The 24,807-nt window shown below is 58.3% G+C and carries 22 protein-coding genes; 19 read left to right on the top strand and 3 right to left on the bottom strand.

Features of this window, described 5'->3' with window-relative positions; all coding sequences use genetic code 11:
* Window positions 1–447 precede the first annotated feature (447 nt).
* The 5 genes from I2D41_RS05095 (at window position 448) to I2D41_RS05075 (ending at window position 5,011) form a co-directional block, all read left to right on the top strand.
* The gene (locus tag I2D41_RS05095) at window positions 448–1,707 is read left to right on the top strand and encodes a radical SAM/SPASM domain-containing protein (protein ID WP_195363751.1); all 1,260 of its coding nucleotides are present in this window, start codon (window positions 448–450) and stop codon (window positions 1,705–1,707) included.
* A complete protein-coding gene (locus tag I2D41_RS05090; RefSeq protein WP_195363750.1) occupies window positions 1,685–3,259 on the top strand; it encodes an ATP-binding cassette domain-containing protein in 1,575 nt (524 codons plus the stop codon). Before I2D41_RS05095 ends, I2D41_RS05090 begins: the two co-directional genes overlap by 23 nt.
* On the top strand, window positions 3,243–3,842 hold the full coding sequence (locus tag I2D41_RS05085; RefSeq protein WP_152077725.1) for a CPBP family glutamic-type intramembrane protease: 600 nt from the start codon (window positions 3,243–3,245) through the stop codon (window positions 3,840–3,842). Before I2D41_RS05090 ends, I2D41_RS05085 begins: the two co-directional genes overlap by 17 nt.
* A gap of 39 nt (window positions 3,843–3,881) precedes the next feature.
* Window positions 3,882–4,028 carry a hypothetical protein gene (locus tag I2D41_RS05080; RefSeq protein ID WP_195363749.1) on the top strand — a complete coding sequence of 49 codons (147 nt, stop codon included), beginning with the start codon at window positions 3,882–3,884 and terminating at the stop codon, window positions 4,026–4,028.
* A 533-nt stretch (window positions 4,029–4,561) separates the two neighbouring features.
* Complete coding sequence (locus I2D41_RS05075; RefSeq protein WP_195363748.1) at window positions 4,562–5,011, top strand: hypothetical protein; 450 nt, start codon at window positions 4,562–4,564, stop codon at window positions 5,009–5,011.
* A 122-nt stretch (window positions 5,012–5,133) separates the two neighbouring features.
* On the opposite strand, the gene I2D41_RS05070 is transcribed toward I2D41_RS05075, so the two are convergent.
* Entirely contained in the window at window positions 5,134–6,273 is a 1,140-nt protein-coding gene (locus I2D41_RS05070; RefSeq protein WP_195363747.1) for a DUF389 domain-containing protein, read from the bottom strand.
* A 215-nt stretch (window positions 6,274–6,488) separates the two neighbouring features.
* Window positions 6,489–8,192, bottom strand: a complete 1,704-nt coding sequence (locus tag I2D41_RS05065) for an OPT/YSL family transporter (RefSeq protein WP_195363746.1) — start codon at window positions 8,190–8,192, stop codon at window positions 6,489–6,491.
* A 289-nt stretch (window positions 8,193–8,481) separates the two neighbouring features.
* On the opposite strand from I2D41_RS05065, the gene I2D41_RS05060 reads away from it, so the two are divergent.
* The 11 genes from I2D41_RS05060 to I2D41_RS05010 all read left to right on the top strand — a co-directional run bounded on the left by I2D41_RS05060 (window position 8,482) and on the right by I2D41_RS05010 (window position 18,837).
* Window positions 8,482–9,333, top strand: a complete 852-nt coding sequence (locus I2D41_RS05060; protein ID WP_195363745.1) for a type III pantothenate kinase — start codon at window positions 8,482–8,484, stop codon at window positions 9,331–9,333.
* Window positions 9,334–9,380: 47 nt separating this feature from the next.
* Window positions 9,381–9,941: a deoxycytidylate deaminase gene (locus I2D41_RS05055; protein WP_195363744.1), complete on the top strand. Its 561-nt coding sequence runs from the start codon at window positions 9,381–9,383 to the stop codon at window positions 9,939–9,941.
* A 171-nt stretch (window positions 9,942–10,112) separates the two neighbouring features.
* On the top strand, window positions 10,113–10,391 hold the full coding sequence (locus I2D41_RS05050) for a NifU family protein (RefSeq protein ID WP_035137589.1): 279 nt from the start codon (window positions 10,113–10,115) through the stop codon (window positions 10,389–10,391).
* A 108-nt stretch (window positions 10,392–10,499) separates the two neighbouring features.
* Window positions 10,500–11,321: a prolipoprotein diacylglyceryl transferase gene (gene lgt / locus I2D41_RS05045; RefSeq protein WP_195363743.1), complete on the top strand. Its 822-nt coding sequence runs from the start codon at window positions 10,500–10,502 to the stop codon at window positions 11,319–11,321.
* A gap of 83 nt (window positions 11,322–11,404) precedes the next feature.
* Window positions 11,405–13,588 (top strand): DUF6020 family protein, encoded by a 2,184-nt coding sequence (locus I2D41_RS05040; RefSeq protein WP_271741655.1) that lies wholly within the window; start codon window positions 11,405–11,407, stop codon window positions 13,586–13,588.
* Window positions 13,589–13,753: 165 nt separating this feature from the next.
* Window positions 13,754–14,560, top strand: coding sequence for a YebC/PmpR family DNA-binding transcriptional regulator (locus tag I2D41_RS05035; RefSeq protein WP_035137586.1), 807 nt, complete (start codon window positions 13,754–13,756; stop codon window positions 14,558–14,560).
* A 165-nt stretch (window positions 14,561–14,725) separates the two neighbouring features.
* On the top strand, window positions 14,726–15,268 hold the full coding sequence (locus I2D41_RS05030; protein ID WP_195245882.1) for an Asp23/Gls24 family envelope stress response protein: 543 nt from the start codon (window positions 14,726–14,728) through the stop codon (window positions 15,266–15,268).
* Window positions 15,261–15,638: a DUF2273 domain-containing protein gene (locus I2D41_RS05025; RefSeq protein WP_271741654.1), complete on the top strand. Its 378-nt coding sequence runs from the start codon at window positions 15,261–15,263 to the stop codon at window positions 15,636–15,638. The genes I2D41_RS05030 and I2D41_RS05025 overlap by 8 nt, the downstream gene beginning before the upstream one ends.
* Window positions 15,639–15,682: 44 nt before the next feature.
* Window positions 15,683–16,210, top strand: coding sequence for an Asp23/Gls24 family envelope stress response protein (locus tag I2D41_RS05020; RefSeq protein WP_035137581.1), 528 nt, complete (start codon window positions 15,683–15,685; stop codon window positions 16,208–16,210).
* Between the two features lie 207 nt (window positions 16,211–16,417).
* A complete protein-coding gene (locus I2D41_RS05015) occupies window positions 16,418–17,440 on the top strand; it encodes a YitT family protein (protein ID WP_195245883.1) in 1,023 nt (340 codons plus the stop codon).
* 149 nt (window positions 17,441–17,589) lie between these two features.
* Window positions 17,590–18,837, top strand: a complete 1,248-nt coding sequence (locus I2D41_RS05010) for a zinc-ribbon domain-containing protein (protein ID WP_195363742.1) — start codon at window positions 17,590–17,592, stop codon at window positions 18,835–18,837.
* A gap of 145 nt (window positions 18,838–18,982) precedes the next feature.
* Here I2D41_RS05010 and I2D41_RS05005 read toward each other — a convergent pair whose 3' ends face one another.
* A complete protein-coding gene (locus tag I2D41_RS05005; protein WP_195363741.1) occupies window positions 18,983–20,446 on the bottom strand; it encodes a M20 family metallopeptidase in 1,464 nt (487 codons plus the stop codon).
* A 168-nt stretch (window positions 20,447–20,614) separates the two neighbouring features.
* On the opposite strand from I2D41_RS05005, the gene I2D41_RS05000 reads away from it, so the two are divergent.
* The 3 genes from I2D41_RS05000 (at window position 20,615) to groL (ending at window position 24,784) form a co-directional block, all read left to right on the top strand.
* Window positions 20,615–22,252 (top strand): amidohydrolase, encoded by a 1,638-nt coding sequence (locus I2D41_RS05000; RefSeq protein WP_229042165.1) that lies wholly within the window; start codon window positions 20,615–20,617, stop codon window positions 22,250–22,252.
* Window positions 22,253–22,756: 504 nt separating this feature from the next.
* Window positions 22,757–23,050, top strand: a complete 294-nt coding sequence (gene groES / locus I2D41_RS04995; protein ID WP_195363740.1) for a co-chaperone GroES — start codon at window positions 22,757–22,759, stop codon at window positions 23,048–23,050.
* Between the two features lie 96 nt (window positions 23,051–23,146).
* Complete coding sequence (groL, locus tag I2D41_RS04990) at window positions 23,147–24,784, top strand: chaperonin GroEL (protein WP_022094352.1); 1,638 nt, start codon at window positions 23,147–23,149, stop codon at window positions 24,782–24,784.
* Window positions 24,785–24,807: the final 23 nt, after the last annotated feature.

Here is a 24,807-nt window from a genome sequence, read left to right as displayed (position 1 = left end):
TTATCAAACAGCTTTTGACTTTTTGACCAAAGTATAACTAGGCCTAGAACGAGAAAGGAGCCATTGTGGATTGGATACAGCCAACTCAAACACCTAACGATATTGCTTTGCTATCAAGTTGGTGTCCTTGTCAGGGCGCAAAATGTCAAGGGCGCTGTAATCCCTGGGGGATGTGTGCCGTGTACACGGGCGGGAATTGCCGCGCATTTCAACATTGCGGTATACACGTTAGCTAGGAGCTCCGATGGAATATATTCAAAAGCCAGTGAATACTCAGATGCCTGCTTCGTCTCGAGATATTTCTACGTGTGTGTCCTGTGCAGCACATATTTGTTGGAGTTATTCAGAGGGAGGACCGTGTGGCCTGAGGATCTGCATTACCAAATTTTGTGGCTGGAATTACTCCTAATGGCAGGTTGAAATATTGAAATATGCAACGGAGTAGAAATGAAACAGTCTCGCTTTAATGTAATCGATAAAGGGAATCAACCTACGCTGGCATATAACTCGTACTCTGGTGCAATCGTTGCGTTGGATGCAGAATACGAGAAGGGGCTTTTTGAGAATGGAGCTAATTGCCCTTCGGAAATTGTCGATAATTTGACGGACGCGGGGTTGTTGGTTCCCGACGGACTTGACGAGATCGAACATTTAAAAGAGATATCGTTGGCCTGTCGCATGCAATCAAAATCGCTTTCATTTACGATAGCCCCGACATTGAATTGTAACTTCAGATGTCCGTATTGTTATGAGAACGGCAAGCGTTATGGCTCAATGAGCGACCGATGCGTCGATCAGGTAATAAAGCATATCAATGGCATGGTTATAGACAATCAGGCGGAAAGTTTGCAGATTGCCTGGTATGGCGGCGAGCCTTTATTGGCGATTGAGACTGTGGAGAAGATTACGCGCGGAATCCGAAGTGATGAAATCTTATTTAACGCCAGCATGGTGACCAATGGCTATTTCTTAGATGGGAAAACGGCGGAGTTGCTTGCAAAAAATGGGGTTACGCACGTTCAGGTAACTGTCGATGGTCCGCCTGAGATACACAATCGAAGAAGATGTCTTCCTTCTGGCGGCGATACGTTCAACCGTATTATTGATAACGTAAAAAGGGCTAGTGCGTACTTTGATGTCATCTTAAGAGTCAATGTTGATCCGTCGAACGGTGATCAGATTGATCGTTTGGTTGATTCGCTTGATCGTAAAGGTCTTCGTAATAAAGTAAAACTATATTTAGCGGCAGTAGATGATATAAATGGGACGTGCGTTAACTCTCCATGCTATTCAGAGGATGAATTTGCTTCGATTGAAGCATCCTGTCTGTCTCGCTACAAAATGACAGGGTACATGGATCCATTTCTTCCAGGCTTTAATCCGACCATATGCGGAGCCGTCAATAAATATTCAGAAGTTATTGGACCAGACGGTTCCTTATATAAATGCTGGAATGAAATAGGATATTCCGACAGAAGCTATGGGAGCATCTTTGAAAATGTAACGAGTAGCGCATCCGAAGTTTCCATATGGAATGCTTACGACTTTTGTTCAGATTCAGAATGCCTTAACTGCTCACTTCTTCCTATGTGCATGGGTGGCTGTCCCTTCACCAGGCTGTATGAAAATAAGACAAGCTGTGTATCCGCAAGAAAGAACTGTATAAAAGTAATGAGGGCGGCCTATGATCTCAAACATAAGAAGTGATGCGGATTCAACGGCGATCTTCGACTATCTGCTATATTTCAGACTTGGGTTTTCTTCCCAATTGCTTCTGGTTATAGCCTTTACGTTGTGCTTAATAATATCTGGAATGATGGCCTCTGTATCCCCGCTGCTCACGAGCGCTCTGGTTGATAATATATCTAAAAAAGCTCCTTATGGTGCTATTAAGATTGACAGTGCGTTAATTGGTTTCGCGGCATTAATCGATATTGTTGTCAGCTATTTAAGCACCCTTCTTTCAATGCGGATAACGACCGTGGCTGCATTCTCGATTGCTCGAAGGAAAATCGATGAGCTCGTGCGGATGCCTTTTGAGTTGTTTCTTGAGCAGGAGTCTGCTGAAAAAACTCAACAGATTTGTTCAGATGCCAATACTGTGGCGTCCTTCGGATTGTCGATGCTCCAGACGGTACTTCTTGCGATTGTCCAGCTAGGTATCAGTTTATTTTTTCTCTATGGATGTTCCACAGCGCTCTTTTGGGTTTCCGTGACATTTTGCATCTTGTATGCAATTGCATATGCTTCATTTAAAAAACCGCTTTTTGTTTCAGGTCTGACCTTTAAGGAAGAGCAGTCCCTGTATTTCGGAAAAGTGGAGTCCCTACTTGCGCATCAGAGATTTTTGTATGTTAATGCGCTGTTCGAAAGAGCATTGAAATCCATAGATAGCTATTTTTCGTCTTTGCTGCACGCCGGAGTCGCCTATCAAAGTGTCGTTTCGAAATTTCAGGCAACTGATTCCTTTGCTGCGGCTGCGTCCCAGGTGACCATTCTTTTGATTTCGGCTTTTTATGTAATGCATGGAAGCATGAGTGTAGGCCAACTTGTTGCTGTTTCGAGCTACATGGCTTTAATGCTATCTGCCGTGAGGTCAATCTACGGTATAGGTAGCAGCGCACAAGACTGCTTCTCATCGATATCCCGTCTAAATGCCTCTAAATTGCCTTCGGCTGCTGCTGGAGAGGAGCTCTTGGAGATCGATTACATCGAACTGCATAATTTCGGCTTTACATTAAATGGAAAGTGTCTCTACAGCAACTTGAATGTCAGGTTTGAAAAAGGAAAGCTCTATGCTCTTGTAGGGATTAATGGCTCGGGCAAAACGACCCTTGCGTACTTATTGATGGGTTGTTTCAATTCGGATTACGTTGGGACTATTTCCTACAACGGTAAGGCCCAAGAAGAAATCAACTGTGAGCTCCTTAGGCAGAAGCTAGTTTCGTTTGCTGAACAAACTCCGATATCAGTAAAGGATATTCTTTGCGATAGAAACTTTCCTTCTATCGAAAGGAAGAGGTGCGGAGGAATGTCTCCCGGGGAACTGGAACAACTGGAAATTAGGCGGGTCTTAGAAAAGAAGGCAGACGTCTATTTATTCGATGAGCCAACAGCATCACTCGATATTGCTCATAAAGAAGCTCTGATAAAAGCTTTGAAGGAAATGCGAAAGCACAAGATTGTCATTGCAATTACACACGATATGGACCTAATAGATGCTAGTGATGAGGTGGTAGAGCTTGGGAAAAGCGACTGAAATAATGCGCCTGGGGGCACGTTATCTACTGGGCACGATGGTTGCTAGCGTGCCGTGGGCTATTTGGGTTATTGCAAAAGGATCCCCCGCTTGGCTGTGCTCTACAGGGGCGCTCTTTTGTGCGTTGGTAGTCTATCTTTTTGCAACTCGGGGCGCTGTTTCTTGTGATAAGCCCAAACGGCGTGGGATTCTTTTGGGATGGCAGTTTATTTTCATCGTATTTATTATTATGGCCTCTATGCTCGATATAGGTGGAAAATCAATATCCAGATGGGTATTGGTCTGTTCGGTTTCAGTTTTGCATGAGCTGTTATTTAGGTACGTATTTTTATTTGAATACACAATCGTCGGAATAGTTCGGCCGTTTTGCATAAGGGCATTTATACAGTCGATGCTATGGTCATTGCTTCTCGTGACTCAACAGTGTTTAATCGGGGCACCCACAAATTACATCATTGCAATGATGGGGGGCTATCTTTGTCTGGGTCTTATTTTTGCGCTGCTCGTGCGAAAAACAGGGACAGTGTGTCCGTCTCTTTTAGCCATGATGTCTCTGGATTTTATCAACATCCTGGCTCTTTGAGTTACGGACAAAACTTCAAAATCTTCAGGTGTTGGTACCATGGCAGATAAAGCCCGCACGGTGCTTTCGGTATGCAATAACATGGGCGAGGGCTGGCTGCTCACGGCCGAGATGCTCGACCTAATCGATCACGGTGCGCCCAACATCATCTGCACGCAGCCCTTCGCCTGCCTGCGATTCGGTTAGCGAGGATGCCGTGGCATCGGTCGCCGAGCGTCTGGGGGCGGCATTAAGAAGTAACATGCCTGCTTTAGGCTGGTATGAGAAAAACGGGTGGCAGCCATACCGGCTGCTACCCGTTTTTACTGGATACATGTTGCGTAATTGGCCTTGCCGGCACCTTTCGCGGACTCGGATTTCGGAAGTGCGGGGAAAAACTCCGAATCTCCGAGCACACTGCTCTTTTGCACCCTTGTGACCTGCGGTTTTGTTGCTAAAAAAGTCGGTCTGGTCGGCGGGGCTCAGTTTTTCACCGCACTTCCGAAAACCGCGGTCTCGCAATATGAAAAACGGTCTCCATAACTCTGGGATAATGGATAAGTGTGGCCTTTCGCCGTATATCACTGTCCGTTTATGGAACCTATCTCCAACGAGTCGTAGCCATATGGTTTAATGTTAGAAACACATAGTTGTCGGCGGGCCGCGGGTGACGTTTGCTTTGATATCGGAGGTACCAAGTATGTTTTGCACTCCGTTCAACAAGTATTGGTCCGGCTAACATGGGTCGCCATGCTATTTCGATAGCCCTTGCAGTGGTCTGCCTGGCTGTGCTCCTGGGCGCTACAGGGCTGTTTGCTATAAGCCGAGAAACGTCCTATATGCAGGAATGCGCTTCCGAAGGGTTTGCCATTGATGGTTTCTATCGGGATGACAAAACGAGTCGGGAAACCCTGGCTTTTCTTGAGGAGGACAACTGTCGATGGCAGCTGGTCGATCAAGACGGAATCTGCACAGACGGGCAGTTTAAGCGTACGGATGACCCCAACATCCTGATATTAAAGAAGGAAAACGGTGAAGAATTCGGTACGGTCCACGTGGCGTATATGTCACGCCGACGCGAGCAGGGCCAGCTCTATCTATTTAGAGATACCAGGGTGACCCGTTTTTATCTGGTGAGTACCGGTCCGGCGTTTACAGTGGAGTCTGGCGATGTCGATCCGGACAGTTGATTCACGGCAATTAAACAGCGAGCGGGGTGCGGGTGAACTGCACCCCGCTATTTGCTCGTGTCCGTATCGCGTCTGCGCCTCGTCATAACTTGCGTCCGTGCGAGCATTCATCCCGCCCCGCATCACTTCACGTCAAACTCCACGCGATCGAGTTCGGGCACGTTGAGGTCGATGAGCTTGCGAGCGACGTGGCGGTCGTGTGCCCCGAGCGCCTCGCTTGTCGTCACATGGGCGACAATCTCGCGCTCGACGATGCCCCTCTCGTCGCCTTCGGTGGCCGAGGTCTCGACGGCGACGGTGTAATCCTTAAAGCCCGGCAGTATCGCGGCAAGCTCGCGCGTGGTTTCGGTGACGCCGTAGCCGTCCTGCACGCCGGCTTGCGCCGAGCCAATAGACCCCGCCGTCATAACGATGCAGGGGATGGCAAAGACTACCGTGCCTACAATGATGCGGCGGCGCACCTTGCGCGATAGCTCATCGACCTCGGCATTTTCCTCGGCAGTTACAATGCCGTCGCCGTTCAGGTCGCGCTTGAGCGGCACGCGCAAAAGAAGCAGCACGGCTTCGGCGGCCAGTGCGATAAAGACCACGTTGATGCCAAACTCATAAAGCGCCGAGAGAAACAGTGGCCCGCTTGCGATGGCGATGCCATAGCCCGCCGCGCACAGGGGCGGCATGAGCGCGGTCGCCACGGCCACGCCGGCGATGAGCGTGGCGGGTTCCTGGTCGCGCGAGTTGCCCAGGCCACCCGCAAAGCCGCCCGCGAGCGCGACGGCAAGGTCCCACACAGTCGGTGTCGAATTGTCGACGATGGCGGCCGTGGTGGTGCCAAGGGGCGAGAGCTTAAAGTACAACGTGGACGTGACCAGGCAAAAGGCCATCTGAAGCGCGAGGCTGGCGACGGCCTCGACGGCAATCTCGCGGTCGAGCGTGGCGATGCCGTATGCCATGGCAAGGACCGAGCCCATGAGCGGGCAGATGAGCATGGCGCCTACAATGGCGATATCCGAGTCGATATCGAGGCCGATGCTCGCGATCAACATGGCAATGATCAGGATGCATAAGTGCGAGCCAGTCAGCCGCGCCCCGTTTACAAAGCGCTTGCGAATCACGTGATAGGGCGCGCGTCCCTCGCGAATGTTGAATGCCTGCTTTAGAAAGCGGCTTGCGTTCTCCATGGCCTCGCTGTGAGCGGGGCGGATGCCATGGCGCCGATGATGGCGCTCACGCAGTCGCTTGAGCTGTTGTTTGTCGAGTTCCATGTCCACCTCGTATTGCCGCAGGAACGCGGGTGCGTTCGCAGCATGTACTCTACACCGTGACGGGCGGGGCGGTCATCTTGACATGGAACTTAGGCCAGCAGGCAAAGGAAGACAGGCCACATGCGAGTGCTGCTGAGGGTTTCGGCAGATACAAAAAAGCGCGGGGCCGGATGGTCTCCGACCCCGCGCTCTGTACGGGTACGTTGTTGTTGGGTTTATCCCAGCAGGCTCAGACCGACGGAGACAAACGCCAGGATAACGCCGACGATGGACTCGCCGCCCAGCAGGCCGCTGGCAACAACCAGGCCCTGCTCCTGGAAGGCGGCATCCTTGGCGGCCTTCTCCTCGTCCGAAAGACCGGCCTCGGCGTCGCGGTGAGCGGCCCACTTGTCGTAGGCGAGCTTAACGCAGGAGCCCAGGAAAGCCGTGAGCGACATATAGAACGGCAGGTACACGCCCAGACCGATCATCATGGCCGGAATGCCGAGCCAGTACATGACGATGCCGGCGATAAAGCCGCCTGCGAACCACGGTACGCTCGGGATGCCCGAGACCATGGTGGCGACCACACTTGCCTGCGCGGCCACAAAGCTCTTGTCGGGACCAAAGGCGTCCGGACCATAGGCGGTGACGAGCGCGACCATGACGGCGGCGGCGACCAGGGCGCCCACGATGCCGCCGATGGCCTGGCCGACCCACTGTGCGCGCGGGTTGGTGCCCAGCACGGCACCGGCCTTAAAGTCGTTCATGACGTCGCCCGCAAGGCCGCACGCTACGGCCACGATGCCGGCGATAAAGAACAGCTTGACCTGAGCGAGCTGCGCGAAGGCTGCCACGATGAGCATGACGATGAGGCCGAAGATCTCCATGGGGTCGATACCCGTCTGCCCGCAGCTCTGCGCACTCATGATGGTGGTGACAAAGGTGAACAGCGTGACGATGACGGCTGGAACGGGACCAAGGTCGAGCGCGATGGCGACGATCACGGCGATGGCGGCGGCGCCCAGGCCGATTATGCCGGCGTCGAGCTTAAGGGAGCCCGAGATGAGCGACTGCTCGTCGGTGTCGGTGGAGCTGTCGGCGGCGAGGCCGCGGACGATACCGGCGACCTGCGGCAGGATGTCCTTGAGTACGACGGCGACGCCAAAGCCCATCATGAGGCCCATACCCAGGGACTTGACGATGCCCTGTGCGGTCATAACGTCAAACAGACCGGCAGCGGTGCCGCCGACGATGATGCCAAAATTGCCCAGCAGCGCGCCGGCAAACCAGAACGCGACGGGGGCGAAGCCCACCAAAAAGCCGACGGAGAGCAGCATGGGCGAGTTGTAGATGGCAAAGGTCACGCCGGGGATATTGAGCGTGCACAGCATACTGGGCACCACGCCCAGGGCGTCGCGAAGCACGCTGTAGATGCCGGCGATGGCCATGGAGCCAAAGAGCTGCTTGCCGGTCTTGCCGCCGGCCTCGGTAGCGCGCAGGGTCTGAGCTGCGGCGTTGCCGGTGGGGAACTCGAGCGCGGCGTCCACGATAAAGTGACGGTGGGTGAGCGCTGTCGCCAGAAGGCCCAAGATGGTGCCGGCGAGCGCCACGATAAACATGTCGAGCCAGCTGATCTGGTTGGCATAGCCCAGCATCCAGGCGCCCGGGATGGTAAACGCCAAGCCGCCGGCGACCATGGCGCCTGCGGACATGATGGTGTGGGTGACGTTTGCCTCGTTGAGGCTGGCGTTGCCCATAAGCTTAAGGAAGAACAGCGAGATGACGGCAGCGAAGACGATCGGCCAGGGGAGTGCGCCCATCTTGAGGGCGGTGTAGGCCGAGCTTGCCGTGATGATCACGCAGCCAAGGACGCCGATGACGACGCCGCGCAGCGTGAGTTGCCCGCGCATCGAAGCGCGGTTCGAGGGATTGCTCATATAGAACTCCTTTGCGTATATCCGCTTCCCCCGGGAGCGCCGTTACGGATACGGCGCGGGAAGTCGGGTTACCAAGGGCCGCCGCATGAGCTCGCAAACGACCGCGCACCAGTATAGCCGCACGGCAGCTCATTTGGGACGGGGCTTTTTTAGCTGCCCCGAGCAAAGCCGAAGGATGATTATTCTGGGACGGGGATTTAAAAATCATTAGGTACGCAATGATTTTTAAATCCCCGTCCCAGAATAATCATCGGGATATACTGCTGGGCAGACGAAAGGAGCGCCGACGATGCTTAATGGGTGCGCATATATATTGACGGTCGACGTGGGCAACACGTTCATTCGCTTTGGCCTGTTTGCCGAGGATTCGGCCGCGGCGCAGGAATGTCCGCTTGCGACGTGCGAGATCACCACGCCATCGAGCATCACAGCAGACGAGGCGCGCATGCGTCTCGTGCAGGTCATGGCCGCACTGGCGGCCGATGCGGGCATGCCGGGTGCGCTTGTGCCCGCGGCTGCTGTGTTGAGCTGCGTGGTCCCGGCGCTCGAGCGCCCGTGGAAGGTAGCGCTTTCCCGTACCTGCACGGGGCGCGTGCTCACCGTGGGGCCGGGACTTAAGACCGGCATGCCCGTGCACTACGACGATCCGGCCGAGATCGGTCCCGACCGCATCGCCGACGCCGTGGCGGCCCGCGCCGTCTACGGCTCGCCCTGCATCGTGATTGACCTGGGCACGACGACCAATATCGAGGTCATCGACGCGCACGGCACCTTTGTCGGCGGCGTTATCGCGCCGGGTCTGGCACTTGGCGCCCGCTCGCTTTCGGCGGCGGCAGCGCGTCTACCCCAGGTTGAGCCCTCGGCACCCACACATGTGATCGGCCGTAACACGCGCGAGGCCATGCGCTCGGGCGTGGTTTTGGGCGAGGTGGCTCGCATCGACGGCATGCTCGACATGGTGCTTGCCGAGATGCGTGCGACCAAGGCCGCGGGGGAGGGCGATGTGCCCATCGTCATTACCGGCGACGATGCCGAGGCGCTTGCGGCGCTGGTCGGCCATAACCTGACGGTCGACGATGCGCTGACGCTGCGGGGCCTCGCCGAGCTCTACCACATCAACCAAAAGCCCCGCCGCGCGTAGCGATGGGGGCAATGGGACAAAAACGTCTCCACCTTCCACCTGCTACAATGGGTCAAACTATTGCGATTTCGGAGGTGTCTGCCGTGTCGGACGATCTTCATCAAACCGCGTCGGGCAAGCGCCGCGACGTTATTAGCTGGGATGAGTTCTTTATGAGCGTGGCCATTGCCGCGCAGCGCCGCAGTAAGGACCCTAACACGCAGGTGGGAGCGTGTATCGCCAGCACTAACCACCGCATCCTTTCGGTGGGTTACAACGGTACGCCCTCGGCGCTCAACGATGACTTTTTCCCGTGGGGTACGAGCGACGACCCGCTGCAGGACAAGCACAACTACGTGGTCCATGCCGAGGCCAACGCCGTGCTCAACTACCGTGGCTCGCTCAAGGACCTCGAGGGTTCCACAGTCTACGTCACGCTATTCCCGTGCCACGACTGTGCCAAGATCCTGGCGCAGGTAGGTGTAGGCGAGGTCGTCTACCTGGACAATAAGTATGCCGATACCGATGACGGCCGTATCAGCCGCCGCATTCTCGACTCCTGCGGCATCAGCTACCGCCAGGTCATCGTCGATGTTCAGATTGGTACCGGGGGACAAGCTCAGCAGTAATATGCGTTGTCGCTATCTGGCGACGAACGCAGCTCAAAGAGCCCCGTCCCAAATTGACTACTCGTGAAAGTCGCGTCTGCGCGCATGGACGGCTCGTGAGCGGGTACATGGCTGTAGTAACATAGCTTCTGTCCGCGGGCGTGCCCGCGTTATTGTGAGAAAGGAGCCCCTGTGGCTGTTAACGAAGAGCTGCTTAAGAAGGTTCTTGAAGAGATTCGCCCCAACCTGCAGGCCGACGGCGGCGATATGGAGTATGTGGGCGTCGACGACGAGGGCGTCGTCAAGCTGGAGCTGCAGGGCGCCTGCGCCGGCTGCCCCATGAGCTCGCTAACCCTGTCTATGGGCATCGAGCGCATCCTGAAGGAGCATGTGCCCGGCGTTACCCGCGTTGAGCAGGTCAATGCTTCCGGCGAGGCCGAGGACCTGTACGACGAGTACGCGCCGTTCTAAGATGCGAAAGCTGCGGACGGTACGCTCCGCGTAGACGTTACGTCCAAATATGCGGCTGCGAGCGTAAGGCCCGCGGCCGCATTTGTATGTAGGGAGCAGGGGATCGATATGCTCAACGATCTCTACCATATGCTTGATCCCGTCGCGATCTCGGCGGGCCCCATCACCATCTACTGGTACGGCCTGGCCTACGTGGTCGGCGCTCTGCTCACGGCGGTTGTTATGTACCGCACGCAGCGTCGTTGGGGCTTCGACATCACGATCGATGACCTGACGAGCGTCGTGGTCGGCGCGGTCTTTGGCCTCATCATCGGCGCGCGCCTGTTTTACGTCGTCTTTTACGGCGATGGCTACTATTGGACCCATCCGCTCGAGATCTTTGCCACCAACGAGGGCGGCATGAGCTTCCACGGCGGCCTGGTGGGCGGCATCTTGGGCGGCATCATCGTGTGCCGCATGTATAAGCTCGACGCCTGGACCATCGCCGACCTTGCTGTGATCGGTGCTCCGCTGGCGCTGTGCCTGGGACGTTGCGCCAACTTCGTGAACGGTGAGCTGTGGGGTAAGCCGACCGATCTGCCCTGGGGTGTGGTCTTTGGCGGCACTGCGGGCGATATGCCGCGCCATCCCTCCCAGCTCTACGAGGCGTTTCTTGAGGGCGTCGTGCTCTTCTGTATTTTGCAGGTGCTCAGCCGCAAAAAGCCGCTACTGCCCCAGGGCACGTTTATGGGCGTGTTCGTGATGGGGTACGGCATCGTCCGCTTTCTCGTTGAGTTCGTGCGCGTGCCCGATGCGCAGCTGGGCTATCTGCTGGGCGGCGTCATCACTATGGGCCAGCTGCTGAGTTTGCCGCTCGTGATCGCCGGCCTGGCGCTCATCATCTTCGCCCGACACCGCAATCGCCCCCAGCGCGTCTATTTGGACGCCTAACCACTAAGACCACCGCAAAGGGGACAGGCGCCTTTGTGGTGGTCTTGCCGAGTTTGATAGGTTTCTAGAAAGGCTTTCGGACTGTGAAGGATTCCGACCTCTCCACAACGGCCGCGCGCGACGCTGCCCGCATCGTCTGGTTTAAGCGCTACCCCGCCAAGCAGACGCTCATCGCATTTTTGCTCGCGCTGTTGGCGACCACGGCGTTTTCCATCGATCCCGCCCCGGTGTCGAGCAACGCGGTCTTGGCGATTGACCCCAAAGCCTCGGGCATGCTGTACGTGTGCTACGAGGTGCTCCTCTCGTTTGCCGGCCATACCGACGCGGTCATGCTGCTTGCGCTTGCCTGCCTGCTCACGCTGCCGTTTCGCTACGTATTCTTTGGCCGCGGCGACGCTTGGCGTCCCTCGGTGATCCTTCCGTCGCTGTTCTTTGCCGTCTGCATGGTGTTTGGCCGCAGCTACGACCTCACCGATTCGGCCGAGATCGTGCTCGGCGACAAGGCCCGCATCATCTGCGCCTGGATAGGCGGCGCGGGCTGGATGCTCTTGGCGGTCGTTGCCTTCTACCTCGCCTTTGAGTGTCTAGATTGGCTGAGCTCTCGGCGCATTCCGTTTTCCGAAGCGCACTTTGGCCGCGTATGGCGTGTGGCTCACGCCGTGCTCTCGGTCCATCCCTTTGCCGGGCCCTTCCTGGTGCTTATGGTCGCCTGGGCGCCCACGCTCATCGCTTCGCTGCCCGGCCTTTTTATGGGGGATACGGGTGCGCAGATTCGCCAGTGGTTTAACTACCCCAACGGTACGAGCGACTACCTGCGCCTGCTCAACCCCAATGTCCTGCTCAACGGGCATCATCCGGTCGTGCACACGGCTATCATCGGTTCGTGCGTCCAGTTGGGGCTTTCACTGTTTAACAGCGCCAACGCAGGTCTTGCCATCTACACCTGCACTCAGTTCGTCATTACGGCCGCCTGCATGGCCTATTCCATCTCGTCGCTGCGCAAGCTGGGCGTGAGCCTGCCGGTCCGCGGCGTAATCTTGCTGTTCTTTGTGTTTATGCCCATGTTCTCCAACTACGCGGCCCTGCTTACCAAAGATGTGCTGTTTGCCGACGCGTTTTTGGTGCTGTTGGTGCAGACCGTGAAGCTCGTGGCATGCGGCCTGCCCCGTCGCGATGCCAATGCCGAGCGTGCGGGCGAACAGAGGCCCGTGCTCTTTGCGCGCCATGACTGGCTGATGCTCGCTCTGGGCGCCATGGGTTCCACGTTTCTGCGCAACGGCGGCCTGGTGTTTCCCCTGGCGGCATGCGTAATCGCGGCGGCGTTTTGCGCATGGGACGCGCATGTGGCTCGTCGTGCAGCCAAGCAGGATGGTGCTGAGCCTTCGGGCGCCATCCCGCGTTTCCGCTGGGTGGGAGTTCTTGTGGTGCTTGCACTCTGTCTTGCCTCCAATATGTACTTCACCAAGGTCTTTATGCCGGCGCACGATATCACGCCTGGTTCCAAGCGCGAAATCCTCTCGATTCCGTTCCAGCAGACGGCTCGTTTCGTCCAAAAGCACGATGGCCTCAACTCGGGCGTCAACCCCACGGTTAAGGAGGACGGCACCATCGTGGAGGCTCCTTGCGACGGCTTGGTGACCGACGAAGAGCGTGCCGTGATCGACCGTGTGCTCAAGTACGAGAATCTGGGGCGCCGTTACAACCCGGATAAGTCGGACGCCGTCAAAAATTGCTTTAACGAGTACGCCTCGCAGGAGGACATCAAGGCCTATTTTGAGGTGTGGGCCCAGATGTTCAAAAAGGACCCCGGGTGCTATATCTCGGCGCTCATCAATAACTACTATGGGTATTTTTATCCGAGCGCTCGCGACGCATGGGTCTACAGCACGGCGCGCAGTGCCGAGATCATGGCGAAGCCCGATAACCTCAAGTACTTTGACTTCCATCCGGTCGATAGCAAGGTTGTGCGCTGGTGCGACCACCTGATCAACCTGTATCGCGTGGCAGTACAACGCATCCCGTTTATCTCGCTCACCATGAGCTCGGCCACCTATGTGTGGATCATGATCGCCGTGGTGGTCTATCTGCTACGTCGTCATTCGTGGCGCGGGCTGGCCATTTGGGTGCCGCTGCTGGGCGTGCTCGCCGTGTGCCTGATCGGTCCCTGCAACGGCTCGACCTACATGCGCTACCTGTATCCGGTCATCGCCTGCATGCCCTTTGCCATCGGCGCCACCATCACCCGCAGCGACCTCCTCTGGTCCTAATTTGGTGCAAAGGGGACAGGTTACTTTGCACTAAGGGGCTGTATCATCACGACGCCTTCATTTTGGGGTTTATCTCGCAGGCCAGTAGGTATATCATAACGACGTTTGTTTATATTGCCCGAGCATCTGCGCTGGGCTTTAGGTCGAAACCGATAGGAGACACGTATGTCCGGACACTCTAAGTGGGCCACAACCAAGCATCGTAAGGGCGCGCAGGACGCCAAGCGTTCCGCCCTCTTCTCCAAGCTGAGCCGCAACATCACCGTTGCTGCCCGTCTCGGCGGCGACCCGCTGCCCGAGAACAACGCCAGCCTCGCCGCTGCCGTTGCTAAGGCCAAGGCTCAGTCCATGCCCAAGGACAAGATCAAGTCCGCTATCGACAAGGCCTTCGGTTCGGGTGCCGATGCCGCCGTCTACGAGAACATCGTGTACGAGGGCTACGGTCCCGCCGGTGTCGCCGTCTACGTTGACTGCCTGACCGACAACCGCAACCGTACCGCCGCCGATGTCCGTTCCGCCTTCTCCCACGCTGGTGGTAACCTGGGCACCTCCGGCTCCGTCGCCTTCCAGTTTGAGCGCAAGGGCCAGATCGTCGTCGCCAAGGAGATCCTGGACGAGAACGCCAAGAAGGAGACCATGATCGCCAACGGTCCTGCCGGTGACGAGGATGAGTTCATGATGGCCATCGCCGAGGCCGGTGGCGAGGACTACGAGGACGCCGGCGAGGAGTGGATTGTCTGGACCGCTGCTAACGACGTCATGGCTGTCTCCAAGGCGCTCGAGGAGCAGGGCGTCCAGGTCAAGGGCTCCGAGACCACCATGGTCCCGACCACCCCGACCGAGGTCTCCGGTACCGACGCCAAGAAGGTCCAGCGCCTCATCGACCGTCTTGAGGAGCTCGACGACGTCCAGGATGTTTACAGCACCATGGACATGACCGACGAGGTCATCGCTGCCCTCGAGGAGGAGTAGCGCCCACACGGGTTAAGCCGTGCATATCTGGGCATAATGAAGCGAGCATGCAAGCCTCGTGGAATAGATGAGCCGGATCCGCGTGCGTATGGCACCGGACCCGGCTCTTTTATAATGATGCGAACCGTTTTGCATTCTGTGGACCGAAACCTGAAGGGAGCGCGCGTGCGCGTACTCAAACGAGCCCTAGCGATCGTGTATCTTGCCGCCGCCATCGTGGCGCTGGGTACGCTTGTCTGCCAGTTCTGGGGACCGTATACGTATCGCTTTATGCTGCTGCGTGACGCCATGCCTCGCGTCGTCGTTACGGTGTGTGCCGCTATCGTGGCGCTTGGCGTGCTCATCGGTTTTTTCCGCCTGATGTTCGCGCGTCGCGAGCCGTCCTGCGTGCATCCGGCGGGGGAGCGCAATATCGAGGTCACGCTCGCAGCGCTTTCCTCGTGCGCCCGTGCCGCGGCAGAGTGCGATGATCGCGTGATGGTTGAGCATATCGAGGCGCGCGTTCAAGGCTCCGACGAATCGCGCGTTCGTTTTAAGGTCGAAGCCATCGCGCTCGACGACCGGGACGTGGCCTCCCTTGCAGCCGCGATGCAGCAACGTATCGAGAAGGCCTGCGACACCATGCTCGGCACGCCGGGCACGACCGCGCGCGTCCGTTTTTTGCCGTCCAAGACTACCGTCCAGACCGTGGAGGTTTCCGGTGAGTGATACCAACCAAGACAAGACCGCCCGCACGCCGCGCCTGACGATCGACCAGAACGCTACGCCGGCAGGCGAGTCCACCGACACCAAGCTCGAGGCCGGCGAGCAGCATGACGTCGCCGCCAACGACTTTGACGAGGCCATGGGTCTCATCAAAGGTACGGGCGCTGCTATCTGGAGCTACGCCGTGCGCCACCCCAACACTACGCTCGGCGCCTTGGCAGGCTTTATCCTCGCTGTGCTGGTACTTACGTTGGGCCTGTGGGACACGCTCGTCATCGCATTCTTTGTGCTGATCGGCGCCGTGATCGGCCAGATTCGCGACGGCGAGAACGGTATCGTCAACTTCTTCGGCCGTCTGTTTAGCGGCCGCTAATATGAATTCGACTGTCGCATCTGCGGCAGGCATAAGGAGGAACCATGGCTTTTAACACGAAGGTCGATGTAGCCGATACCGAGCTCGAGGCGAATGAGGCCGTCGCCGCCGAGGCGGAGGACGTAACGCTCGAGGACGAGGCACTCGTCGAGGCCGAGTCCGATGCGGACGAGGATAACGAGGAGATGGACGAGGAGGCGGACGAGTCCGAGGACTCGCTGACCTATTCCAACGGTGTGATCGAGAAGATCGTTGCCATGGCCACCCGCGAGGTGCCGCATGTTCTGGGCATGAAGGGTAACCTTATGCACTTTGTGCAGGAACAGTTTGGTGCCGAGAACCTGACCAAGGGCGTGACGGTCGAGGTCACCGACGACAACCGCGTGGTCGTCAACATCTCGGTCATCATCGAGTACGGCGCCTATGCGCCTGCGATCTTTGACGACGTTAAGGCGCGCGTCACCGAGCGTCTGGCCGCGATGACCGGCCTTGAGGTGGCAGGCGTCAACCTGCGCATCGAGGATGTCATCACCCCCGAGGAGTACGAGCACCGCACCAGCCAGCACGAGTAACCTACCAAATAGGGACAGGTTTGTTTCGATAGGTTTTACCTGCGAAAACGCTAAACGGTCGACCGCGCAAGCAAAAGTGCGGTCGACCGTTTTCTATATGCCCCCGATGCAGGCATACCGCTCGTCTAACTAAGGGTTGCAATCTTCGCGTTCCGCGTTACCCTAATGGGCGCATTGTTTCCAAATTGTTAACGAAGGGTTGCCGTAATGGCCGACGAACACGAGACCGAAAGCAAGGCATGGGCGATTGAAGCCGCTGCGGCAGAGGCGGCGTCGCGTGCCGCCGAGGAGATGCATCGTCCTCCGGTGGTGCCGATGGAGCGCGTTGTCGGTCGCGAGGATATCGAACGTGGCGAGCGCGCCGGCCGCAAGCGCAGCCAGGAACCAGGCTTTCCGCGCTTTTTTGCCGAGCTCAATCTGGGCCTGGTCCTCACGGCCTTTGCCATCGTGGCCTTTAAAACCCCCAATCACTTTGCCTTCGGCGGCACCTCGGGCGTGTCGGTCATTCTTTCCACGCTGTTCCCGACCCTGCCCGTCGGCGTCTTTATGTGGATTATCAACGCGGTCCTGGTCATCCTGGGTTTTATCTTTTTGGAGCGCAAGGCAATCCTTTGGAGCGTCTTTGCCTCGTTTGCGCTTTCGGCCTACGTCTCGCTGTTTGAGCTCTTCATTCCGTCGGATGTTTCGATGACGGGCGATATGTGGCTCGACCTGTGTTTTGCCGTCATCTTGCCGGCGCTGGGCAGTGCCATTGTCTTTGACATTGGCGCCTCCACGGGTGGTACCGACATTCTTGCCATGATCCTCAAGCGCCGCACGACGCTCGAGATCGGCCGTGCACTGTTGCTGGTCGATATCGGCATCGTGACCATCGCGGCTTTCCTGTATGGCCCGCGCGTCGGCCTGTACTGCGTGCTCGGTCTGTTTGCCAAGACGCTTGTGGTCGACAAGGCTATCGAGAGCATTCACCTTCGTAAGGTCTGCACCATCATTTGCTCCGAGCCCCTTAAGGTCGAGGAGTTTATCGTCAAGCATCTCAACCGCACGGCAACGATCAGCCGTGGCTACGGCGCCTTCTCGGGCAAGTGCGTCACGGTGATTATGAGCGTGCTGAGCCGTCGCGAGGCAGTGCAACTGCGCCGCTATACCCGCGAGATTGACCCTGGCGCCTTCATCACCATCGTCGATAGCTCCGAAATCGTCGGCAAGGGCTTCCGCGGCACGAACTAGCCCGGTCGTACCCTTCGAATCATTGAATAAACCGGCTACGTTGCAAATCGGTCATCTTGCGGTATTTGTCCCCACATTGGGCGATAATGATGCCAAAGACATCGTTTGCGATCCAGGTGATTCGCTCTAGATACGAAGGGATGATTTCGATGTTCTGTTCGCAGTGTGGCGCCCCCATGGGCGATAACGACAAGTTCTGCGGCGTGTGCGGTGCCCCTAATACCGAGGTTAAGGCCGCCGGTCCCGCCCCCCAGGGACAGTCTCAGCCCCAGCAGTTTGTTCCGCAACCGCCCGTGGCGAATGTGTCAAAGGGCTGTGTGGCTCAGGCGTTCCAAGATATGACCAAGACTCCGGGCGTGCTTCAGCGTGTATGCCAAATCGCGTTTTTGCCGGCGTTGATTTGCGTTGTGTCGGTGCTCGTGTTGTTTATTCCCGTTATTGGCGGCATTGCGGCTGCCATCGGCTTTTTGGCAGCTTGCATTGCGAGCGTATGCGGTTCCGGCTTTGGTATCGAGTGGGGCCGTGATCTTTCGCTCAAGGTCGATGACGGTATGGACCGTCCACTCATGCGTTCCACGTCGTTTGGCCTCGGAGTCTTTTCGAGCGTTATTTCGGTCGTGCTCGAGGTTATCGCTGCCATTCCCGTAATCGGTGTAGTGCTTTCGCTGGTGGAGGGCGTGGTAATTGGCGCCGCGGGCTCGTATTCTTATTACGGCTCTTATGCGCTCGAGGCTGCGCTGTTTGGCTCGCTTGGCCTGCTCGTTCTGGCTATGATTGCCACGGCGGTCCTGGGGGTCTTCTTTAAGATGTTCGCCGACATTGCCGTGATGCACTTTGCGGTGACCGGTCGCGTCGAGAGCGCGTTTTCGCTCGATAAGGTTTGGACGGCCTTTAAGAACAATAAGACCAAGCTGTTCTGCGCTTCGTTCCTTCCCGAGTTTTTGACGGGTTTGGTCGCCAACGTTGTCACATGGATCTTGACGGTCGTCTTTGGCGCCATTGCCTCTGTTGGTATGTATAGCTACTACTATCGTCCTACGGGCATTGAGGCGATTGTTACCGGCGGCGGCATTACGCTCGTGCTGTTCCTGGTGCTGGTCGCTTTCGTCACCGTATTTCTAACGGTCTTTGGCAAGATGCTCAAGCACCGTGCCGTTGGCTATTGGGCCGCACGTTATGCAAGTGAGTGGGCCGACGAGGACAAGGACGACGTTCTGACTTTTGTACTGCCCTTCGAAAAGAAGTCCGCCGCTTCGGGTTACAGTGCTCCGGATGCTTCGCCAGCGCCAGCGCCTGAGTCTGCGCCGGAGTCCAAGCCTGCGCCCGAGCCGGCGCCTGTGTCTGAGCCTGAGCCGGCGCCCGAGTCAAGCTCTGACGAGGACCCTCAGGACGAGTAACCCTGCCGCCTGCCATTTGGACGCCATTTGGGGACGGGGTAGAAATGGTAGAAATAGTGCTTGACAAATGAGCGGGGGGCGGGCGTCTTTCCAACGTCCGCCCCCCGCTTTGCTATGGCCAGGTTGTTACGGGTGGGCGTGACGGCTACTCGTCGCGCTTCTCCTCGTGGCGAGCGGCGGCACGGGCATCGTGAATGCCCTTGATGGCGGCATGGCGGGCGGTGCGGGCGTCGTGCACGGCGTCGCGGGCCTCGGCGGCCGTTGCCTTGGCAGAGCGCAGCTTGGCTGCCAGGTCGGGATTGGTCTCGGCAACCGCGGCGATCGTGGGGCCGTCGAGCTCTTCTTGCGTGGGCTCGGCCAAAAAGTCGATGGCATACTGAGCGGCTACCATGGAGCCCTTGGCGAGCACGCTCTCGTCGATCTTATAGAAGCAGGAGTGCTGGGCATAGGTGGCGCCAATCTGGGGGTTGCGCGTGCCAACAAAGGCGAGCACGCCCGGTACGCGGCGCAGATACTCCGAGAAGTCCTCGCCCGAAAGCGTGCCGCGGTAATGGCCCTCGCCCGCGGGACCCAGGCACTTGAGCACAGCTTGACGGCAGCGCTCGCTCGAGGCGGCATCGTTTTCGACCTTGTAGTTGGCGATGGTGTAGTCGGTGAGCTCGGCCTCGGCGCCCAGAGCAGCCGCGGTGTGCTCCACGATGCGGCGCATAAGCTCGGGCATCTCCTCATGCGTCTTGTCGCCGTAGGTGCGCACCGTGCCGGCGAGGTACGCCGTGCCGGCGATAACGTTGCGTGCAGTGCCGCCATGCAGCTCGCCGACGGTGATGACGGCAGGTTCGTAGGGGCTAATCTCGCGCGAGACGATGGTCTGCAGGGCGTTGACGATTTCGGCGGCAACCATAACGGCGTCGTGGCCGCGCTGGGGCATGGCGCCATGGCACGAGGTGCCGCGGACGTCGATGCGGAACCAGTCGGTGTTTGCCATGCGTGGGCCGGGCTCGCAGCTTACGGTGCCGGCGTCGACCTCGCTCCAGATGTGCGCGGCGTAGGCGCCGTCGACGCCGTCGAGCACACCCGTGCCGATCATGAGTTTGGCGCCCTGGCCGTTTTCCTCGCTGGGCTGGAAAACGATGCGAATCTCGCCGTGGATGTCATCGGTCATGTGGCGCAGAATCTGCAATGTGCCGAGCATCATGGCGATATGGCAGTCGTGGCCGCAGGCATGCATGCAGCCCTCGTTGACGCTGGCGAACTCCTCGCCGGTCTGCTCGGTGACAGGCAGGGCGTCGATGTCGGCGCGCAGCAGGATGCGGCGGCGCGGCGTGCCGTCCTCGCGGTAGGCATCGGGCGCGGTACCGCGGAGCGTCGCCACCAGGCCCGTCTTGAGCGGACGCTCGTAGGGGATATTCATGGCGTCGAGCTGGTTGGCGATGTCGGAAGTCGTGCGCTCCTCGGCAAGGCTCAGCTCCGGATGCTTATGGAAGTGACGGCGCTGCTTGATGATGTAGGGTTCAAACTCGGCGGCGATATCTCGGATGGCCGCGGTGACGTCGTCTGCCGCGCGAACCTCGGTTGCCGCCATAATTTGCTGTGCCTTGGTCTTCGTCATGGTCGATTTGCTCCTTGCTGGGTTGATCGCAAAATCGTACAGGCTTTCTCCAGTATGCCACCTGCCGCTAGGGCTGGTAAAGTTGCCGTTTGCCGCTTGGGGTTTTGTAACAAGAGTGGGGGAGTACACTCGGGGGTGTTGAATTTCCTGCCAGAGATGGGGATGTCCATGCAACATATCGATCGGATTATCCGCTCCAAGAACGTCTTTACCGCGCAAGACGGCATCGATACCGCCCGCGAGCTGGCGATTGCCATTGCAGGCGATCGCATCGTCGCGGTCGGCGCGCCCGATGACGTGGTTGCCGCCGCCCCTGCCGCCACGCCAGTTGTCGATTACGGCGAGCAATTCATCTGCCCCGGTTTCCATGACGCTCATCTGCACTTCTTCCATACCTCGGTCGGTTCCTCGCCGTACATGCTCATGGATATGGGCACGTCAGAGGCGGCACTGGTGCAGCATGCGCTCGAGTTTTCCCAGGGCCTGCCCAATGACGCCTGGGTCGTGACCCAGGGCTGGCGCGATTACCGCTGGGATCCGCCCGAGCACCCTACCAAGGCTTCCCTCGACGCCGCCTTCCCCGATCGCCCCTGTGTTATGTATTCGGGCGACGGGCATACCCTGTGGCTCAACAGCCGCGCACTCGAAGCCCTCGGCGTGACGCGCGACAGCGAGCCGCCGGCGGGTGGAAGTTACGACAAAGACTCAAACGGTGAGCTTACGGGTATCGCCCACGAGGCAGCTGCTATGCAGCTGCTGCCGCGCTGCCTGGAGTGGCTGGGCGAGGATCGCATCGCGAGCGCTTACGCCGACCAGATGAAGCGTATGGCCGAGCAAGGCATCACCTCAATCTGCGATATGTCGCTCATGCCCATGCCGGGTTGCGACTTTATTCGCGACGATGTTTACGACAAGCTGCAGACCGCCGGCAAGCTGGGCATCCGCGTCCATCTGTTTCCCACGCTGCTGGATGACCAATCGCGCTTGGAAGAACTCCAGACCCGCTACGCGAACAACGCGCTGCTCTCGGCGCCAGGCTTTAAACAGTTCTTCGACGGCGTGTCGAGCGAGCATACCGCATACCTCACTGAGCCCTATACCAACCCGCGCTTCCCGGGCGACCAGGGTCGTCTGACGGTTCCCGTCGAGCGCATGTGCAAGCTGGTTCTGGCGGCAGCCGAGCGTGGGCACACCGTGCGCATCCACGTTATCGGCGACGGCGCCATTCATGCTGCGCTCGATATCTTTGAGGAGGCGGCAGAGCTCTACGGCTTGCCCCAGCACGGTCATAACACACTCGAGCATCTGGAGAATTTGCTGCCTCAGGACATCGATCGTCTGCGCAAACTCAACGTCATTGCCTCGAGCCAGCCTTGCCACATCACGCTCGACCCGGGTGGTCCGGAGCGCGACCTGGGCTTGGAGCGCAGCCGCATCATGTGGCCGTTTGCGACCTATAAACAGCGCGGCATCCGCCAAGCTTTCGGTACCGATAGCCCCATCACGGCCGTTACCAGCATGAACGTGCTCTACACGGCTATCACGCGCCAAGACCCCAGAAGCCACTGGCCCGAGGGCGGCTGGTTGCCGAGCGAGCGTATCGACGCGGCAACGGCCTTGCGCAACTACACGCTTGGCAGTGCATACGCAGCGGGCGACGAGCAAAACCTCGGCAGCCTGGAGCCCGGCAAATACGCCGATCTGGTAGTCCTGGACCAAAACCCGCTCACCATCGACCCCCAAGAACTCCAGGGCACCAAAGTTCAGGCAACCTATCTGGCAGGCAACTTAATCTACGAGCGTTAACCCCACATCCCACCCCTCAGTTGCGGTGAAATACGGACTAAATAACACCTCAACAGCCAAAAACAGTCCATATTCCACCGCAACTTAAGGGGCACGTTTCAGCAACGTGCCCCTTTCTTGTTCGCACCATCTGCATCGCCATTTTGCTGCACTGACTTTTCTGAATGCCGGGTCCGATAACGTTGACTCAGCTCCCGTGTGGCTCCGGAGGGGCGGGGCGTAAGGTTTATCGCGAGTTCCGCACGAGCCGAAGGCCACTTAATGTGGCCTTCGTGCGAGCAGGACTGCCCGAGCAGGAAACCTTATGCCCCGCCCCTCCGGAGCCACACGGGAGCCACCGCTAAGTTATCCCTCGGCATTCAGAAAATCTAAGTGCTAAAAAATAAGATTTTTTGACTCCGTGTTGTATAACCCGTCATTCGTGGGTACCATTCAACGCGTACGCAAACAAAAAGGGTTAATTCGCGCGGTATAACCGCGCGGCCCAAAAAGGAGGAGACAAGCATGTCGTCTTTGAAGCCGCTTGCAGATCGTGTTCTGGTCAAGCCCGATGAGGCAGAGCAGAAGACCGCTTCTGGTCTGTATATCGCCAGCAACGCTCAGGAGAAGCCGCAGCGCGGCACCATCGTTGCCGTTGGCGCCGGCAAGGTCAACGACAAGGGTGAGCGCATCCCCATGGACGTCAAGATCGGTGACGTTGTCATCTACGGTAAGTTCGGTGGCAACGAGGTCAAGGTCGACGGCGAGAAGTATCTGCTGATGCGCGCCGACGACATCTACGCCGTCGTCGAGGCCTAGTCTCGTCAGAATCTCTGATTCGTCTTTGAACGCGCCCGCCGCATAGGACTCGGAAGCGGCGACGCGAGTCACATTTCTTTTGGAGGATTACCTACCATGGCAAAGAACATTACGTTCAACACCGATGCCCGCGCTAAGCTTGCCAAGGGCGTCAACACTCTGGCCGACGCCGTTACCGTCACCATGGGCCCCAAGGGTCGCTACGTTGCGCTGCAGCGCACGTTCGGTGCTCCGACCATCACCAACGACGGCGTTTCCGTCGCTAAGGAGATCGAGCTCGAGGACAACATCGAGAACATGGGCGCTCAGCTGGTGAAGGAGGTCGCCACCAAGACCAACGACACCGTGGGTGACGGCACCACCACCGCAACCCTGCTCGCTCAGGCTATCGTCAACGACGGTCTGCGCAACGTCGCCGCCGGCGCCAACCCGCTGGCCATTCGTCGCGGCATCGACAAGGCCGTTAACGCCGCCGTCGCCGAGATGAAGAAGCAGGCCAAGCCGGTCGAGACCAAGGAGCAGATCGCTTCCGTCGGTACCATCTCCGCCGGTGACCCCGAGGTCGGCGAGAAGATCGCCGAGGCTATGGAGGTCGTGGGCAAGGACGGCGTCATCACCGTCGAGGATTCCCAGACGTTCGACATCACCATCGACACCGTCGAGGGCATGCAGTTCGACAAGGGCTATGTCTCCGCTTACTTCGTCACGGACAACGACCGCATGGAGGCCGTGATGAAGGATCCGTACATCCTCATCACCGACCAGAAGATCTCCAGCGTTCAGGACATCATGCCCGTTCTCGAGGCTGTCCAGCGCGCTGGCCGTGGCCTGCTCATCATCGCTGAGGACATCGACGGCGAGGCTCTGCCTACCCTGGTCCTCAACAAGATCCGTGGCGCCCTCAACGTCTGCGCCGTTAAGGCCCCGGGCTACGGCGATCGCCGCAAGCGCATCCTCGAGGACATCGCCGTCCTTACCGGTGGCCAGGCCGCTCTGGACGAGCTGGGCGTGAAGGTCGCTGACATCACCGCCGATATGCTCGGTACCGCTAAGTCCGTCACCATCTCCAAGGACAACACCGTCGTCGTCGGTGGCGCTGGCTCCAAGGAGGCCATCGACGCTCGCATCGCTCAGATCAAGGGTGAGATGGAGAACACCACCTCTGACTTCGACCGTGAGAAGCTCCAGGAGCGCCTGGCCAAGCTCTCCGGTGGCGTTGCCGTCATCAAGGTCGGCGCTGCTACCGAGTCCGAGCTCAAGGAGATCAAGCATCGCGTCGAGGACGCCCTGCAGGCTACCCGCGCTGCTGTCGAGGAGGGCATCGTCGCCGGTGGCGGCGTCGCCTTCATGGACGCTGCTCCTGCGCTCGACGCCGTTGAGCTTGACGACCCCGAGGAGAAGATCGGTGTCGACATCGTCAAGAAGGCTCTGACCGCTCCGGTCGCTACCATCGCCAAGAACGCTGGCTTTGAGGGCGCTGTCGTGGTCGACAAGGTTGCCGAGCTGCCCGCCGGCCAGGGTCTCAACTCTGCCAACGGTGAGTGGGGCGACATGATCGAGATGGGCGTCCTCGACCCCGTCAAGGTCAGCCGCGTCACCCTTCAGAACGCTGCTTCTGTCGCCAGCCTGATCCTCATCACCGAGGCTACCGTCTCCGATGTGCCCAAGAACACTCAGCTTGAGGACGCTATCGCTGCTGCTACCGCTGGTCAGCAGGGCGGCGGTATGTACTAAGGCCGACAAGGTCTAGAACTCCC

Source organism: Collinsella aerofaciens, assembly GCF_015552075.1.
Classification (GTDB): Bacteria; Actinomycetota; Coriobacteriia; order Coriobacteriales; family Coriobacteriaceae; genus Collinsella; species Collinsella aerofaciens_Y.
Note: the sequence above shows the minus strand (reverse complement) of the source record. Positions and strands in the feature narration are given on the sequence as shown.

Bases quoted from the DNA above. Each gene is read 5' to 3' on its own strand.
- I2D41_RS05095 (WP_195363751.1), top strand. From the start codon at position 448: ATGAAACAGTCTCGCTTTAATGTAATCGATAAAGGGAATCAACCTACG.
- I2D41_RS05090 (WP_195363750.1), top strand. From the start codon at position 1,685: ATGATCTCAAACATAAGAAGTGATGCGGATTCAACGGCGATCTTCGAC.
- I2D41_RS05080 (WP_195363749.1), top strand. From the start codon at position 3,882: ATGGCAGATAAAGCCCGCACGGTGCTTTCGGTATGCAATAACATGGGC.
- I2D41_RS05075 (WP_195363748.1), top strand. From the start codon at position 4,562: ATGGGTCGCCATGCTATTTCGATAGCCCTTGCAGTGGTCTGCCTGGCT.
- I2D41_RS05070 (WP_195363747.1), bottom strand. From the start codon at position 6,273: ATGGAACTCGACAAACAACAGCTCAAGCGACTGCGTGAGCGCCATCAT.
- I2D41_RS05065 (WP_195363746.1), bottom strand. From the start codon at position 8,192: ATGAGCAATCCCTCGAACCGCGCTTCGATGCGCGGGCAACTCACGCTG.
- I2D41_RS05060 (WP_195363745.1), top strand. From the start codon at position 8,482: ATGCTTAATGGGTGCGCATATATATTGACGGTCGACGTGGGCAACACG.
- I2D41_RS05055 (WP_195363744.1), top strand. From the start codon at position 9,381: ATGGGTCAAACTATTGCGATTTCGGAGGTGTCTGCCGTGTCGGACGAT.
- lgt (WP_195363743.1), top strand. From the start codon at position 10,500: ATGCTCAACGATCTCTACCATATGCTTGATCCCGTCGCGATCTCGGCG.
- I2D41_RS05035 (WP_035137586.1), top strand. From the start codon at position 13,754: ATGTCCGGACACTCTAAGTGGGCCACAACCAAGCATCGTAAGGGCGCG.
- I2D41_RS05020 (WP_035137581.1), top strand. From the start codon at position 15,683: ATGGCTTTTAACACGAAGGTCGATGTAGCCGATACCGAGCTCGAGGCG.
- I2D41_RS05015 (WP_195245883.1), top strand. From the start codon at position 16,418: ATGGCCGACGAACACGAGACCGAAAGCAAGGCATGGGCGATTGAAGCC.
- I2D41_RS05010 (WP_195363742.1), top strand. From the start codon at position 17,590: ATGTTCTGTTCGCAGTGTGGCGCCCCCATGGGCGATAACGACAAGTTC.
- I2D41_RS05005 (WP_195363741.1), bottom strand. From the start codon at position 20,446: ATGACGAAGACCAAGGCACAGCAAATTATGGCGGCAACCGAGGTTCGC.
- I2D41_RS05000 (WP_229042165.1), top strand. From the start codon at position 20,615: ATGCAACATATCGATCGGATTATCCGCTCCAAGAACGTCTTTACCGCG.
- groES (WP_195363740.1), top strand. From the start codon at position 22,757: ATGTCGTCTTTGAAGCCGCTTGCAGATCGTGTTCTGGTCAAGCCCGAT.
- groL (WP_022094352.1), top strand. From the start codon at position 23,147: ATGGCAAAGAACATTACGTTCAACACCGATGCCCGCGCTAAGCTTGCC.